Raw genomic sequence first — 14,375 nt, forward strand, 5'->3', positions numbered from 1 at the left:
ATTGAAACTGGCGAAACCTAAACCTGAAAGCTTCCGGAACGTGCGGCCGCTTCTTTAGTGCGAGTCATGCGCCTGGCCGATATACACCAGCGTCAGCATCATGAAAATGAACGCCTGCAACAGCACGATCAGAATGTGGAAGATTGCCCAAACCGTGCCCGCGACCACGTGGCCGATGAAACCGAGCAACGACAGATCCGCGCCGAACGACCACATGCTGCCCAGCAGGGCGATCAGCAGGAACAGCAGTTCGCCGGCGTACATGTTGCCGAACAGCCGCATGCCGAGCGAAACCGTCTTGGCGACGAACTCGATGATGTTCAGCGCGAGGTTCGGGATCCACAACAGCGGATGCGCGCCGAACGGAGCCGACAGCAGCTCGTGAACGAAGCCGCCCACGCCCTTGATCTTGAAGTTGTAGTAGATCATCAGCACGAACACGCCGAGCGCGATGCCGAGGGTGCCGTTGAGGTCGGCGGTCGGCACGATGCGATGGTGCGGCAGGACATGCTCGAGACCGAGCCAGCCGATCAGACGGCCCGGCAGATCCACGGGGATGAAGTCGAGGGAGTTCATCAGGGCGACCCAGACGAACACGGTCAGCGCGAGCGGAGCGATGAAGCGGCGGCTGCCGTGGATCATCGACTTCGACTGGTCTTCGACCATTTCGACCAGCATCTCGATGGCACACTGGAAACGGCCGGGAACGCCGGACGTCGCCTTGCGTGCCGCAAGTCCGAGAATGACGATGGTGAGGACACCGCATACGATCGACCAGAACAGCGTGTCGAGATTCCAGACGTGGATGTCGAAGATCGACGTCTGCGTATGCGTGGAAAGATTCTGCAAGTGGTGCGCAATGTACTCGGACGGATCCAGAGCGTGCGTTCCTTCGCTAGCTGCCATATCGTTAAAGCCACCCAAATTGTCAAAAATCTTTCGCCGCCTGCCGCTGCCGAGACGCCGCTTCGCGTCGCGTCTCCGGGCGGGAGGCCGGAGTGCGGAACCTGTTCCGCACCTGTTCATTCATGATGCTACTTGTAATCGGTGCTGCAGGCGCTTACCTGGGACGTCATGAAATGTCACCGCAGCGCCATGGCAACCCAGTAAGTCTTCAGAGCGATGATGTAGGTGACGAGCAACGGCAGCCACAACGCGCTCTTGTACCAGTAAGCGACCGCCACGAACATAGCAATCGTCGCTCCCATCTTGAGCGCCTCGCCGATCATCCAGCTCACGATCGTCTCCGCGCCGCTCTTTGCTTTCAGGCGCGCGGCGAACAAGGCACTCGGCGCCCAGCAGATCGCTCCTCCCAGGAAGGCTGACAGCGCAGCATCACCCGGCGGCTTGTAGAACAGCCACCACAGCAGCGTCGCACCCAGGGACAAAACCATTTGCGCCGCCACGACCCGAAACGGCGTGACACGCGATGGACGACTCACTTCCGGGCCAAACAGCTTCTCTGCCTGATCCCGCGTGAGCGGAACGATATTGTTATCTTGCGCCTCGGCGTCCCACGACTCGCTCGACGTACCGTGCAGCTGATTTCCGGGGACGTGCGCAGCTTCGGTTGCATGCGCGTCCGGCGCTCGATTTTGCTCTCGCACCGTCTTCAAACCTTCAACCAAAAGTCCGGGGAAATCACCCTGCGCTTTCGCGGCGCTTTCGAGGTGGCCTAGCTGATAAATCCGGGCGATTGTAAGCGATTGTTGTCACAGATTCAATAGTTTAGGTGTGTCAAAAGGCAGTGAAAGAGCATGCCGAAAACGTTCTCGAAAACGAGACTTTCCTTGCAATTGCAAGCAGATTCTCAAGTGTTGGCAGAGGGTTCATCGCGCCTCAAACGAGCGCCCATCCAATGACCATCGCCACGATCCAGAACGGGATGGATACGATATGAAACGGCATCCACATGCCCTTCTCATTCGACAGTCTCACGGCAATGAGATTGGCCAGTGAACCGATGGCAATACCAAAGCCACCCACGCTCACGCCGTAGGTCAGCGCACGCCAGTCCTTCGAGAATTCAGCGAGCACGATGGCGGCCGGAACGTTGCTGATGCCCTGCGATAGCACGGCGCCCGCCATGTACGCCCTGACCGGCGTGTCGATGCCGAGATGCGCGATGGCTTGATGAATCACGGGCAATGCAGCGGCACTGCGCAACACGATGAACATCAGCACGAAGATGAGCAGCAGCAGCCAGTCGATCTTGAAAACGACCTCACGTCGCCAGAGCAAGAACCCGGCAGCAAGGACGGCGAGCGCGGGTCCGACATGATGCGCATCGGCGAGATAGACGAACGCGGCGAACGCCACCGCACTGATGACGCACAGCACGCGATCCACCCGGTGCTCGTCCACGTCGCTGGACAGGTCGAGCGGCTGGCCGCGAAACATCGCGAAGGTCACGACGGCCAGCAGCGCCATCAACGCGGCGCACAGCGGCAGCATCGTCCACACGAACGCGCCGAACGCGACACCGCTCGTCTGCCAGAGAAAGAGATTTTGCGGATTGCCGAGCGGCGTAAGAATCGAGCCCGCATTCACCGCAAGCGCGATCACGATGACCAGCCGTTTAATCGGCAGCGGAGCAAGCTTGTGCAGCGACAGCGCGAGCGGCACGACCGCGAAAAGCGCGACGTCGTTGGTGAGCACGGTGGACAGGCCCGCCGCGAGTGCAACGAGCAGCAGCGCGAGCGTGCGCTCGCCATGGATGTGATGCACCAGCCGGTGCGCCGCCCACATCAGGAATCCTGATAGTTCGATGGCCTTCGTCAGGATCAGAAGGCCCGCAAGCGTCAGGACCGTTTGCCAGTCGACGAGACCAGGCAGGGACGGCCACGGGCGCGGCTGCGCGATCTGAAGTACAACCAGCGCGAAAACCAGAATAGCGAGAACCGGCTCCTTGGAGACGGTCCTCCAGAGGCGTCCGATCCAGTCTAGCCGCGTACGTTTGACGTTGACCTCGGACACAATGCGCGTCCGTCAGGCAGTCGGCGTTGACGATTCGATGCTGCCGCGCAGCTTGCTCAGGATGCCTTCGAGGGAATCGAGCGTACCGAAGTCGATCGTGACCTTGCCGCGCCCTCTTCCACCGACCTTGATCTTCACGTTCGCGGACAACAGGTCGGACAATTCTTCTTCCAGACGGCGCGTATCGCGGCCGCCATCGTTCGCCGCGCGCGCTTTGGTCGTCGGCGCTTCCTTCGTCGTCGCCGCGACGAGACGTTCGGTTTCACGCACCGACAAACGACGATTCACCACATGATTGGCCAGCTGGATCTGCGTCGCGGCGTCCACGGCCAGCAGCGCGCGGGCGTGACCCATGTCGAGATCGCCGGCGAGGAGCATCGTCTGGACGGGCGTCGCGAGATTCAACAGGCGCAACAGGTTGGATACCGCGCTGCGAGACCGGCCGACCGACTCCGCAGCCTGTTCGTGCGTGAAGCTGAATTCGTCGAGCAGGCGCTGGATGCCCTGCGCCTCTTCCAGCGGATTCAGATCTTCTCGCTGGATGTTCTCGATCAGCGCCATTGCGGCCGCGGCCTGATCTGGCACGTTTTTCACGAGGACCGGCACTTCGTCGAGACCTGCCAGCCGCGCTGCCCGAAAGCGTCGTTCGCCTGCGATGATTTCGTAACGGTCGTCGCCGACCGAGCGCACTAGAATGGGTTGCATCAACCCTTGAGCACGGATGCTCGCTGCCAACTCCTGGAGCGCGCCTTCGTCCATCCGCGTCCGCGGCTGATATTTGCCGGCCTGCAGCTTGTCCAGCGCCAGCACCGAGGGCATGCCCTCGCCACGTACGGCTTCGGTGATATCGACACTGCCACCGAGCAATGCATCCAGGCCCCGGCCCAACCCCTTCTTCTTCATCACAGCGCTCATTTCGGTTCCTCCGTCGGCGTTCGCAGCCGCATCGAATGGGTGTTGCTCAGCTCACGTTCAGCGCGCGCACGCGCTCGATCATTTCCGTGCCGAACTGGATATACGCCTGGGCGCCGCGCGACGACTTGTCGAACACGACCCCGGGCAGCCCGTAGCTCGGCGCCTCGGCAAGACGCACGTTGCGCGGGATGACGACATCGAACAGCTTGCTGCCGAAGTGCTCTTTCAACTGGTCCGACACCTGTTGTTGCAGCGTGATGCGCGGATCGAACATCACACGCAGCAGGCCGATGACCGTCAGCTCGCGATTGAGATTAGCGTGGACCTGCTTGATCGTGTTAACCAGGTCGGATAGCCCTTCCAGCGCGAAATACTCGCACTGCATCGGAATGACGACGCCGTGCGCCGCGCACAATGCGTTGAGCGTCAGCAGCGACAGCGCCGGAGGACAATCGATCAGGACAAAGTCATAGTCATCGACTACTTCGGCAATCGCGGTGCGCAGAATGCGTTCGCGATTTTCCATGCCGACGAGCTCGACCTCCGCACCCGCCAGCTCCCGGTTGGCCGGTACGACATCGTAGTTCACTGCATCCGGGCGCACGCGGGCATCCCGGACGGCCACGCCATCGACGAGCACTTCGTACACGGTGTTCTCACAGGCCGCCTTGTTGATGCCGCTGCCCATCGTTGCGTTGCCCTGCGGATCGAGATCGATCAGCAGCACGCGTTGCCCGAGCCCGCCGAGGCTCGCTGCGAGGTTGACCGCTGTCGTGGTCTTTCCAACGCCGCCCTTCTGATTTGCGACGCAGAAGATTTTTGCCATCGTTTAGTGTCCTCGTTATTCCGCTGTCAGAAGATCAGCGTGCCTGGATGGCGGATCGAACGGTGCGGCGAACCGTCATTCTGCTGCGACGGCTATTTCGATGACATGTCGCTCGGCGTCGAGCATCGGCACCTTCAGACGCTCCATTCCGAGCACCGTTGCGCCCGCTGGGAGACGTGCGACTTCGGCATCGGGCCTGACACCCTTCATCGCGAGAATGCGCCCGTCGACTTCGACCAGATGACGCGAAAGTGTAACGAAATCGGAGAGCTCTGCGAATGCGCGAGACACGATTACATCGAATTTTTCTGCTACTTCGACACCAGGACGCAGCGCCTCGACGCGGCCCGTTACGACGGACAGATTGTCGAGGCCTAATTGAGCTTTGACCTGCGACTGAAAAGCACTCTTCTTGTGAACAATGTCGTTCAATGTCACACGCACGTGGGGCAGCGTAATCGCGAGTACGACACCCGGCAGCCCACCACCTGAGCCGACATCCAGCACCGTGGACGGACGGCGGGCAGACACCGCCGGGACGATGGCAAGCGAATCCAGAATATGCTGGATCATCATCTGCTCGGGATCGCGGATGGCCGTCAGGTTGTAGACGGCGTTCCACTTGCCCAGCAGCGCGACGTATTCGAGCAGCTTCTGCTTTTGCTCAGGAGAAAGTGGAACGGAGAGTTCAGTGGCGCCTTTTTCCAGCGTCGCCGCGAGCGAAGATGCGCGTTCCGTCATTGAGCCGCCGTTGAGTTGCCTGTCGAGGACGCATCTCCCGCCGAGTTTCGGCCCCGACGACCCGCACCGCGCTTGAGGTGAACCATCAGCAGCGAGATCGCCGCCGGCGTGATGCCGGAGATGCGCGACGCCTGCCCGATGGTTTCCGGCCGATGTTGCGTAAGCTTCTGGCGTGCTTCGAACGACAGCCCGCGGACCTCGTTGTAGTCGAGCGCATCGGGCAGACGGGTGTTCTCCTGCGCTCCGTTGCGCAGGATTTCGTCCGCCTGGCGCTCGATATAGCCCTGGTACTTCACCCCGATCTCGATCTGCTCCTTGATCTGCGCCAGCAACACAGAATCGTCCGCGAGTTCGGCTTCCGGACCGCAGTCGCCATCGCGGAGCGCGCAGATGGCGTCGTAGGTGACTTCCGGACGACGCAACAGGTCCGCAAGACTGTATTCATGGTCGATCGGCTTACCGAGCAGTGCTGTCGCCTCCTCCGCCGGCAGCGTTTTCGGATTAACCCACGTCACGCGCAGACGCTGTGTTTCACGTGAAACAGCATCCCGCTTCCGGCTGAATGCATCCCAGCGCGCGTTATCGACCACGCCCAATTCTCTTCCGACCTCTGTCAGACGCATGTCAGCGTTGTCTTCACGCAGCGAAAGCCGATATTCCGCGCGGCTGGTGAACATCCGATAAGGCTCAGACACGCCGCGTGTCACCAGATCATCGACCAGAACGCCGAGATAAGCTTGATCGCGTCGCGGCGACCACGCCTCCTTCCCTTGCACTAGCAGCCCAGCGTTAATGCCGGCCAAGAGTCCTTGCGCCGCGGCCTCTTCGTATCCCGTCGTACCGTTGATCTGCCCGGCGAAAAAGAGACCGTTGATTGCTTTGGTCTCAAGCGATGCCTTCAGGCCGCGAGGATCGAAATAGTCGTATTCGATGGCGTAGCCCGGCCGCAGGATATGCGCGTGCTCAAGGCCACGCATCGAACGCACGAGTTCGAGCTGGACATCAAATGGCAGGCTGGTCGAGATTCCGTTCGGATAGAACTCGTTCGTCGTGAGACCTTCCGGTTCCAGAAAGATCTGATGCGCGTCCTTGGATGCAAAGCGGTGAATCTTGTCCTCGATCGACGGGCAATAACGCGGCCCGACACCCTCAATGACGCCGGTGTACATCGGCGAACGATCCAGACCCGAGCGGATGATGTCATGCGTCCGCGCGTTAGTGTGCGTCACCCAGCACGGCACCTGCCGGGGATGCTGCTCTACCCGCCCAAGGAACGAGAAGACGGGAATCGGATCGAGATCGCCGGGCTGTTCCTCCAGTTGCGAGAAATCAATGGTTCGGCCGTCGATTCGTGGAGGCGTACCCGTCTTGAGTCTGCCCTGCGGTAGCTTCAGTTCTTTAAGACGAGACGAGAGCGAAACCGCCGCAGGATCGCCCGCCCGACCGCCCACGTAATTATTCAAGCCAACGTGAATCTTTCCGTCGAGAAAGGTGCCCGCCGTTAGAACGACCGCGCGGGAACGGAATCTCAACCCCACCTGTGTCACCGCACCGACTACACGATCGCCCTCTACCATCAAGTCTTCCACCGCTTGCTGGAATAGCCATAGATTCGGCTGATTTTCCAGGCGATGACGTATCGCTTGCTTGTAGAGCAGTCGATCAGCTTGCGCTCGCGTTGCGCGTACAGCCGGGCCCTTCGAAGAATTGAGGATGCGAAACTGGATGCCAGATTCGTCCGTTGCGGCTGCCATCGCGCCGCCGAGGGCATCGACTTCCTTGACAAGATGGCCCTTGCCAATACCGCCAATCGACGGATTACAGCTCATCTGGCCCAAGGTTTCGATGTTGTGCGTCAGAAGAAGGGTCTTGCAGCCCATGCGAGCCGAAGCGAGCGCCGCCTCAGTGCCCGCATGACCGCCGCCGACGACGATCACGTCAAATTCTGTGGGATAAAGCATTGGGGTCTCGTGTGCGAATGACACGATCCTGAAGAGAGAACAGCCTTGAATTATAACGGTTTCTTCTCTGTGTCGACTTCGCTGCCCGTTCGATGGGCGAAAAAAAGGCGTGTTTCACGTGAAACACGCCTCTCTTAAATCAACAGAAAGCGGAGAACTAGGCCGTCTTCTTGGATAAACCAAGATACGTTTCGATCACCTGCGGGTCGTGCTGAAGGTCGCTAGCCCTTCCTTCCATCGCAAACTCGCCTGTTTCAAGAACATAGCCATAGTCGGAAATCTGCAGCGCCGCGCGTGCATTCTGCTCGATTAGCAGCGTGGCAACGCCGCTCTTACGCAACGCGCTGATGATGTGGAAGATCTCTTTGACGATCAATGGAGCAAGCCCGAGACTCGGCTCGTCGAGCATCAGCAACTGAGGTTTGCCCATCAACGCCCGACCCACTGCCAACATCTGGCGCTCTCCACCAGACAGCGTGCCCGCCGCCTGCTTCCGTCGCTCCTTGAGACGCGGAAACAAGCGATAGACTTCATCGATCTGATCCAGGAAATTCCGCTCGCCCGCGCGCTTGCGCCGGTAGGCGCCGAGAATCAAATTGTCTTCTACGGCCATGGTCGCGAACAACTCGCGCTTTTCAGGCACCAGACACATCCCTCGCGACACTCGCCGCTCGATCGCCATGGCGGACACCTCTTCGCCCAAATAACGCACCGAACCTTTGGCGTGCCCCGAGGATGGCAACGCGCCCATGATCGCATTCAGCAGGGTCGACTTGCCCGCGCCGTTCGGACCAATCACGGACACGATCTGCCCCGCGCCTACGGTGAGCTTACCGTCGTGCAGCGCTTCCACCTTGCCGTATCTGACCGACAGGCCGTCCACTTGGAGAATCGGATTCATAACCTGCGACATCACTCCACCCCACCCAAATACGCTTCCAACACCGCGGGATCTTTCTGCACGTCGACGGGGAGTCCTTCCGCGATCTTTGTGCCGAATTCCATCACCACGAGCCGATCCGTGAGATTCATCACGAAATCCATATCGTGCTCGACGAGGAGAATGCTCATCCCCTCTGCCCGCAGCTTGCGAAGCAGTTCAGCCAGTTGCTGCTTCTCCTGATAGCGCAAACCGGCAGCGGGTTCGTCGAGCAATAGCAAAGTCGGATCACAGCAAAGCGCACGCGCAATTTCCAGGATCCGTTGCTGGCCAAGCGCAAGACTTCCTGCCTCACTGTAGATATGCTTCTCGAGCCCGACGCGCCGGATCTGTTTGGCCGCTTCCGCCATCAGCCGGGCCTCCTCAGCCGCATTCAGGCGAACGATGCTCCGCCACACGCCCGTCGTGCCGCGCAGATGCGCACCAATCGCCACGTTTTCGAGCACGGTCATGCTGGGCAGCATCTTGACGTGCTGAAACGTCCGGCCGATGCCTCGCTTGACGATATCTCGCGACGTGAGCTTTTCAATGCGCTCGCCATGGAAGCTGATCGCGCCGCTGGTTGCCTGCAACACGCCGGTGACGAGGTTGAACGTCGTCGATTTGCCCGCACCATTCGGACCGATCAGCCCAATGATCTCCCCTGCCTTGACCTCGAAGCTCACATCGTTGACGGCAACCAATCCGCCGAACTGCTTGCGCGCCTTCTCGACCACCAGCAGACGTTCACCCGTCGCAGGCTTGCTGCGCTGCGGCAAATCCTCGCCATGTTCCGGAACATGTGCGCCCGGTCCGCGCGGAAAAAGACGTGCGACGAACGGCCATACGCCCTGCCGCGCGTACTGAAGCAGCAGCACCATCACGACGCCGAACACGATGATTTCGAAGTTTCCGTTAGCACCGATCAGCCTGGGCAGCCAGGTTTGCAGATAGTCCTGCAGAACGGTGAGGATCGTCGCACCAAGAATCGCACCCCAGACATGCGAGACCCCGCCTACCACCGCCATGAACAAGAATTCGATGCCGTGATTCAGGCCGAACGGCGTCGGATTGACGGCGCGCTGCAAATGGGCATACAGGAAGCCGGAAATGGCGGCCAGCACTGCCGCGTAGATGAAGATGGTGACCCGCATCCACGCAGTGTTCACGCCCATCGCTTCGGCCATGGTGCCGCCGCCGCGCAGCGCACGAATGGCACGCCCCGGCCGGCTATTCAGAAGGTTCTGAACCGAAATCACTGCAAGCAGCACGACCACCCAGATCAGGTAGTAAATGCTTCTGCCCGATTCGAGCTGCCATCCGAAGACGTTAAGAACGGGAATGCCGTTGATGCCGTCGTACTTGCCGAGCAGTTCCATGTTGCCGAACAGATAGAACAGCGACAGGCCCCAGGCAATCGTGCCGAGCGGCAGGAAGTGGCCCGAGAGACGCATGGTGATCAGCCCGAGCAACAGCGCGATGAAGGCGGTCAAGACGACGCCCGCAATTAGCGCGAGCCACGGCGAGACGCCGTATTGCGTGGTCAGGAAGGCCGTCGCATAGGCGCCGACGCCCACGAACGCGGCTTGCCCGAAACTCGTCATGCCGCCGATGCCTGTCAGCAGCACGAGCCCGATTGCGACAATCGAATAGAGCCCGATGTAGTTCAGCAACGTGATCCAGTATTCCGGCACGGCGACGGGCCCGGGCAGCACCGGCAACGCGAAGACCACCAGCAGGAAGACCCAGAAGAATCGATATCGTTTTAGGAATTTCATCCGCTTACTCCTCGTCCTCATCCGTATGCGGCGTTGCCAGGCTTCGCCACAGCAGCACCGGAATGATCAGGGTGAAGACGATCACTTCCTTATAGGCACTCGCCCAGAACGACGAATACGATTCGAGCAGCCCCACGAGCAGCGATCCGGCCGCCGCAAGCGGATAGCTCACCAGACCGCCGACGATGGCCCCCACGAAACCCTTCAGGCCGATCAGGAAGCCCGAGTCGTAGTAGATCGTCGTGATGGGCGCGACCAGCACGCCGCACAGCGCGCCGAGGCCCGCAGCGAGCGTGAACGCAAGGCGTCCGGCCTGCGTCGTGCCGATGCCGACCAGCCGCGCGCCCAGACGATTCACCGAGGTCGCTCGCAGCGCCTTGCCGGAAATCGAGCGATCGAAATAGAAGTACAGCGCGACAATCAACACGACCGCCGTGCCGACCACCCACAGGCTTTGCCCGGAGATCGACACGCCGCCGAGATCGAAGTTGGCATCGGAGAAGGCCGTCGTGCGCGAGCCTTCCGCCCCGAACATGACGAGCCCGAGTCCCACCATCGCGAAATGCACGGCCACGGCGACGATCAGCAGCAGCAACGTGCTCGCCTCCGCAATCGGCTCATAGGCGAGCCGGTATACGAACGGGCCCATCGGCACAACGATCAGAAGCGTCAGCGCGATCTGCGCGATCATCGGCAGCGTCTGGGGAACGACCGCCTGGGTCAGCGCCCACACCGCCACCGGGAACACGAGATACTTGCCCACCAGCACGGCCAGCAAGCGTCCGATCTGGTGATATCGCGCAGGATGGCGCACGATGCCAGCCACTTCGGCGAGGAAGCAGCCCACGCCCATCGCAATGAGCAGATAGCAGGTCGCCGGCAGCTTCTGTGTTTGCAGGGCCGCGAGCGTCAGCGCGCCGTACGCGACGAACTCGCCCTGCGGTATGAAAATGACCCGTGTCACCGAGAACACGAGCACCAGCGCCAACGCCAGCAACGCGTAGATCGCGCCTGTGGTGATCCCGTCCTGCGCGAGAATCGCCGCAATCGATAAGTCCATACTTCCTCTTCAAAGCTTCTCGTGAAACAGGCGCACCGGAATCGGCGGCCTTGCATGCTCGAAGCGGCGCGCCGTTGCCGGTGCGCCGCCCCGTCATCTCGAAATTAAGACGTACGAACGCGCGGTGAAGCGCGTCGCGCGCCTTAGTCGTTCAGCAACTTCCACTTACCGTCGACGATCTGCACCATCACGCGTGCACGATCGTCGAAGCCGTTGTGATCGGTCGGAGTCGTGTTCATGATGCCGTGCGCGACCGGCACGTCCTTCAGGTTTTCCAGCGCAGCGCGCAGCGCCTCGCGAAATTCCGGCGTGCCCGGCTGGCCTTTCTTGAGCGCTTCGGGAATGGCCCGCTGAAGCATCTGACCGGCATCCCATGCATGACCGCCGAAGGTCGACAGCGACCCCGCGCCATAGGCCTTCTCATATGCGTCCTTGTAAGCCGCCGAGGACTTCTTCACCGGATTGCTCGCCGGCAGCTGCTCGGTCACCAGCACCGGACCCGCGGGCAGGATCTCGCCCTCGCAATCCTTGCCGCACACGCGCAGGAAGTCGTTGTTGGCCACGCCATGCGTCTGATAGACCTTGCCCTTGTAGCCGCGCTCCTTCAGCGCCTTGGCCGGCAACGCCGAAGGCGTGCCCGCGCCCGCGATCAGCACTGCGTCCGGATTCGCGCCCATCGTCTTCAAGACTTGTCCGGTCACCGACGTGTCCGTGCGGTTATACCGTTCGTTCGCGACGATCTTCAGCTTGTGCGCCGCCGCGGCCGTGTTGAAGACGTTGTACCAGCCGTCGCCGTAGGCATCCGCGAAGCCGATGAAGCCCACCGTCTTCACGCCATGCTTCTCCATGTAGCTCGCGATCGCATCGGCCATCAAGGCATCGTTCTGCGGCGTCTTGAAGACCCAGGCCTTCTTGGCGTCCATCGGCGCGATGATCGCCGCTGATGCGGCCATCGAGATCATCGGCGTCTTGCCGGACGCCGCCGGATCGATCATCGCGAGCGAGTTCGGCGTGACCGTCGAGCCGACGATCGCATCCACATGATCCTCGTCGATCAGCTTGCGTGTGTTTTGCACGGCGCGGCTCGTGTCCGAGCCATCGTCGAGCACGATCCACTCGACCGACTTGCCGCCCATTTCCTTCGGCAGCAGCGCGACGGTATTTTTCTCGGGAATCCCAAGCGATGCCGCCGGGCCCGTCGCCGAGAGCGTCACGCCGATCTTCACCTGCGCATATGCCGCACCGGTGCCGAGCAGCGCGCCGCCCGCAAGCGCGAGCGCCATGCTCGTCCTGATCCATGCCTTCTTCGTTTTCATTGCTGTCTCCAAACGCGACGTGCTCGTTTTGCCAACACGCACCCCAGCGGTGCGCTGCTTCGAGTTGTTATCGATGCCGCCTCTTACGGGCCAATCGAGCCAGGCCATGCAAAGGGCCGCCCCAATCTATTTACCGCCATACCGCATGCCAAGGGTGGTTTTCCCTGACCGTTGCGCGACGTGTTGCCAGACTGCCCGTGAGCAGCCTGCGAGGCTTTACGCTTTCTTCTTTTCGCCGCGTCCTGCCCACTGCGCCGCACAGAAAAAAAGGCGCGTTCTGCTTCAACGCGCCTTGGTTTCCGAATCAGTTCACATACGATTCCGTCAGTTGCCCGAGAGCTTCCACTTGCCGCCGACGATCTCGACCATCACGCGCGCGCGCTGGTCGAGTCCGGAGTGATCGTTCGCGCTCATGTTGAAGATGCCGTGCGAGGCGGGCAGATTCTTCGTCTCTTCGATCGCGGCGCGCAGCGCTTCACGAAACGCCGGCGTGCCCGGCTGACCCTTCTTCAACGCGAGCGGAATGGCGCGCTGGAGAATGAGCCCGGCGTCCCATGCGTGGCCGCCGAAGGTCGACACCGAACCCGCGCCATATGCACCTTCATAGGCCTTCTTGTAGGTGAGCGCGGCCGGCTTAACCGGGTTGCTGTCCGGCAGTTGCTCCGCGACCAGCAGCGGACCCGCCGGCAGGAACGTGCCTTCGCAATCCTTGCCGCACACGCGCAAGAAGTCGTTATTCGCGACGCCGTGCGTCTGATAGAGCTTGCCCTTGTAGCCCCGCTCCTTGAGCGTCTTCTGCGGCAGCGCGGCCGGCGTGCCCGCGCCTGCGATCAGCACCGCATCCGGGTTCTGCGACATCATCTTCAGCACCTGGCCCGTGACCGATGCATCGTTGCGTGCGAAGCGCTCGTTCGCGACGACCTTGATCTTCGCGAGCTCGGCGGCCTTTGTGAATTCCTTGAACCAGCTCTCGCCATAGGCGTCGCTGAAGCCGATGAACGCCACCGTCTTCACGCCATGATTCGACATGTGCTGCGCGATGGCGGTAGCCATCAGGATGTCGTTCTGCGGCGTCTTGAAGACCCACGCCTTCTTGGCATCCATCGGTTCGACGATGCTCGCGGCGGCGGCCATCGAGATCATCGGCGTTTGCGTTTCAGCGGCGATGTCGATCATCGCAAGCGAATTGGGCACCACGGTGGAACCGACCAATGCATCGACATGATCTTCGCTCGTCAGCTTGCGCGCGTTCTTCACGGCCTGGGTGGAGTCCGTTGCGTCATCGAGGACGATGTACTGCATCTTCTGACCGGCGACTTCCTTCGGCAGCAAGGCAATGGTGTTCTTTTCCGGAATGCCGAGCGATGCAGCCGGACCGGTTGCCGAGACCGTCACGCCGACTTTCACGTCCGCCAAAACCTGAGTGCTGATTACCGCCGATAACCCGACAACGGCCATTGCGACCGCGTTAATGCGTGAAGCCAACTTCATTGATGTGCGCCCCGTAATTCGTGTTTCTTCGTGATGAACTGCACGCGAAAATGCCCCTGAATTGCGCTCGCCGCGAATTCCCGACCAGCGGGTCGGGAAATGCAGTTTAGCGAGGCATGCGCTGCGCAGCAAGCGTTTTGAAGGCTCTCCCGTGCGGCTTTTCGCATTGTTTTTCAAGGCCTTGCGAGAGCGCCCTGCGCAAGCTGGGAAGCCTCAGGGAAAACCCCGTTTAAAATCGCCCGCCGAATTTAATCACATAATCAGCGGGCAATAAAAAAGCGCTGTTGGACTCATCCAACAGCGCTTTTCGGTCGGGCACTTTGTGCCTCATGTCTCCTCGTTCTCCACCTCAAAAATCTGGGTGCAACAGAACTAGACCGAATGTTAAAGAA

Annotated in this window: 12 protein-coding genes; all 12 read right to left on the bottom strand. The window is 60.8% G+C overall.

What is annotated here, in order from left to right; all coding sequences use genetic code 11:
* Positions 1–54: 54 nt before the first annotated feature.
* The 12 genes from atpB to QCE63_RS00935 all read right to left on the bottom strand — a co-directional run bounded on the left by atpB (position 55) and on the right by QCE63_RS00935 (position 13,983).
* Complete coding sequence (atpB, locus tag QCE63_RS00880) at positions 55–906, bottom strand: F0F1 ATP synthase subunit A (protein ID WP_309829639.1); 852 nt, start codon at positions 904–906, stop codon at positions 55–57.
* Between the two features lie 176 nt (positions 907–1,082).
* Complete coding sequence (locus QCE63_RS00885) at positions 1,083–1,541, bottom strand: ATP synthase subunit I (RefSeq protein WP_404990109.1); 459 nt, start codon at positions 1,539–1,541, stop codon at positions 1,083–1,085.
* Positions 1,542–1,839: 298 nt separating this feature from the next.
* The gene (locus QCE63_RS00890) at positions 1,840–2,976 is read right to left on the bottom strand and encodes an SLC13 family permease (protein WP_309829643.1); all 1,137 of its coding nucleotides are present in this window, start codon (positions 2,974–2,976) and stop codon (positions 1,840–1,842) included.
* Between the two features lie 12 nt (positions 2,977–2,988).
* Complete coding sequence (locus tag QCE63_RS00895; RefSeq protein WP_309829645.1) at positions 2,989–3,891, bottom strand: ParB/RepB/Spo0J family partition protein; 903 nt, start codon at positions 3,889–3,891, stop codon at positions 2,989–2,991.
* Positions 3,892–3,937: 46 nt separating this feature from the next.
* Positions 3,938–4,717, bottom strand: a complete 780-nt coding sequence (locus QCE63_RS00900; protein WP_309829647.1) for a ParA family protein — start codon at positions 4,715–4,717, stop codon at positions 3,938–3,940.
* A 75-nt stretch (positions 4,718–4,792) separates the two neighbouring features.
* Positions 4,793–5,458 (bottom strand): 16S rRNA (guanine(527)-N(7))-methyltransferase RsmG, encoded by a 666-nt coding sequence (gene rsmG, locus QCE63_RS00905; RefSeq protein ID WP_309829649.1) that lies wholly within the window; start codon positions 5,456–5,458, stop codon positions 4,793–4,795.
* Positions 5,455–7,419, bottom strand: coding sequence for a tRNA uridine-5-carboxymethylaminomethyl(34) synthesis enzyme MnmG (mnmG, locus tag QCE63_RS00910; protein WP_309829651.1), 1,965 nt, complete (start codon positions 7,417–7,419; stop codon positions 5,455–5,457). Before mnmG ends, rsmG begins: the two co-directional genes overlap by 4 nt.
* Before the next feature lie 157 nt (positions 7,420–7,576).
* Positions 7,577–8,320, bottom strand: a complete 744-nt coding sequence (locus QCE63_RS00915) for an ABC transporter ATP-binding protein (protein WP_309829653.1) — start codon at positions 8,318–8,320, stop codon at positions 7,577–7,579.
* Between the two features lie 11 nt (positions 8,321–8,331).
* Complete coding sequence (locus QCE63_RS00920; RefSeq protein WP_309829655.1) at positions 8,332–10,116, bottom strand: branched-chain amino acid ABC transporter ATP-binding protein/permease; 1,785 nt, start codon at positions 10,114–10,116, stop codon at positions 8,332–8,334.
* A gap of 4 nt (positions 10,117–10,120) precedes the next feature.
* Positions 10,121–11,176: a branched-chain amino acid ABC transporter permease gene (locus QCE63_RS00925; RefSeq protein ID WP_309829657.1), complete on the bottom strand. Its 1,056-nt coding sequence runs from the start codon at positions 11,174–11,176 to the stop codon at positions 10,121–10,123.
* A gap of 143 nt (positions 11,177–11,319) precedes the next feature.
* Entirely contained in the window at positions 11,320–12,492 is a 1,173-nt protein-coding gene (locus QCE63_RS00930; RefSeq protein WP_309829659.1) for an ABC transporter substrate-binding protein, read from the bottom strand.
* Between the two features lie 324 nt (positions 12,493–12,816).
* A complete protein-coding gene (locus tag QCE63_RS00935) occupies positions 12,817–13,983 on the bottom strand; it encodes an ABC transporter substrate-binding protein (RefSeq protein ID WP_309829660.1) in 1,167 nt (388 codons plus the stop codon).
* Between the last annotated feature and the right edge of the window lie 392 nt (positions 13,984–14,375).

It is taken from the genome of Caballeronia sp. LZ065 (genome assembly GCF_031450975.1).
GTDB lineage: Bacteria > Pseudomonadota > Gammaproteobacteria > Burkholderiales > Burkholderiaceae > Caballeronia.

Coding starts and splice junctions, on each gene's coding strand:
- QCE63_RS00895 (WP_309829645.1), bottom strand. CDS start 3,891: ATGAGCGCTGTGATGAAGAAGAAGGGGTTGGGCCGGGGCCTGGATGCA.
- QCE63_RS00920 (WP_309829655.1), bottom strand. CDS start 10,116: ATGAAATTCCTAAAACGATATCGATTCTTCTGGGTCTTCCTGCTGGTG.
- atpB (WP_309829639.1), bottom strand. CDS start 906: ATGGCAGCTAGCGAAGGAACGCACGCTCTGGATCCGTCCGAGTACATT.
- QCE63_RS00935 (WP_309829660.1), bottom strand. CDS start 13,983: ATGAAGTTGGCTTCACGCATTAACGCGGTCGCAATGGCCGTTGTCGGG.
- rsmG (WP_309829649.1), bottom strand. CDS start 5,458: ATGACGGAACGCGCATCTTCGCTCGCGGCGACGCTGGAAAAAGGCGCC.
- QCE63_RS00900 (WP_309829647.1), bottom strand. CDS start 4,717: ATGGCAAAAATCTTCTGCGTCGCAAATCAGAAGGGCGGCGTTGGAAAG.
- QCE63_RS00915 (WP_309829653.1), bottom strand. CDS start 8,320: ATGAATCCGATTCTCCAAGTGGACGGCCTGTCGGTCAGATACGGCAAG.
- mnmG (WP_309829651.1), bottom strand. CDS start 7,419: ATGCTTTATCCCACAGAATTTGACGTGATCGTCGTCGGCGGCGGTCAT.
- QCE63_RS00930 (WP_309829659.1), bottom strand. CDS start 12,492: ATGAAAACGAAGAAGGCATGGATCAGGACGAGCATGGCGCTCGCGCTT.
- QCE63_RS00925 (WP_309829657.1), bottom strand. CDS start 11,176: ATGGACTTATCGATTGCGGCGATTCTCGCGCAGGACGGGATCACCACA.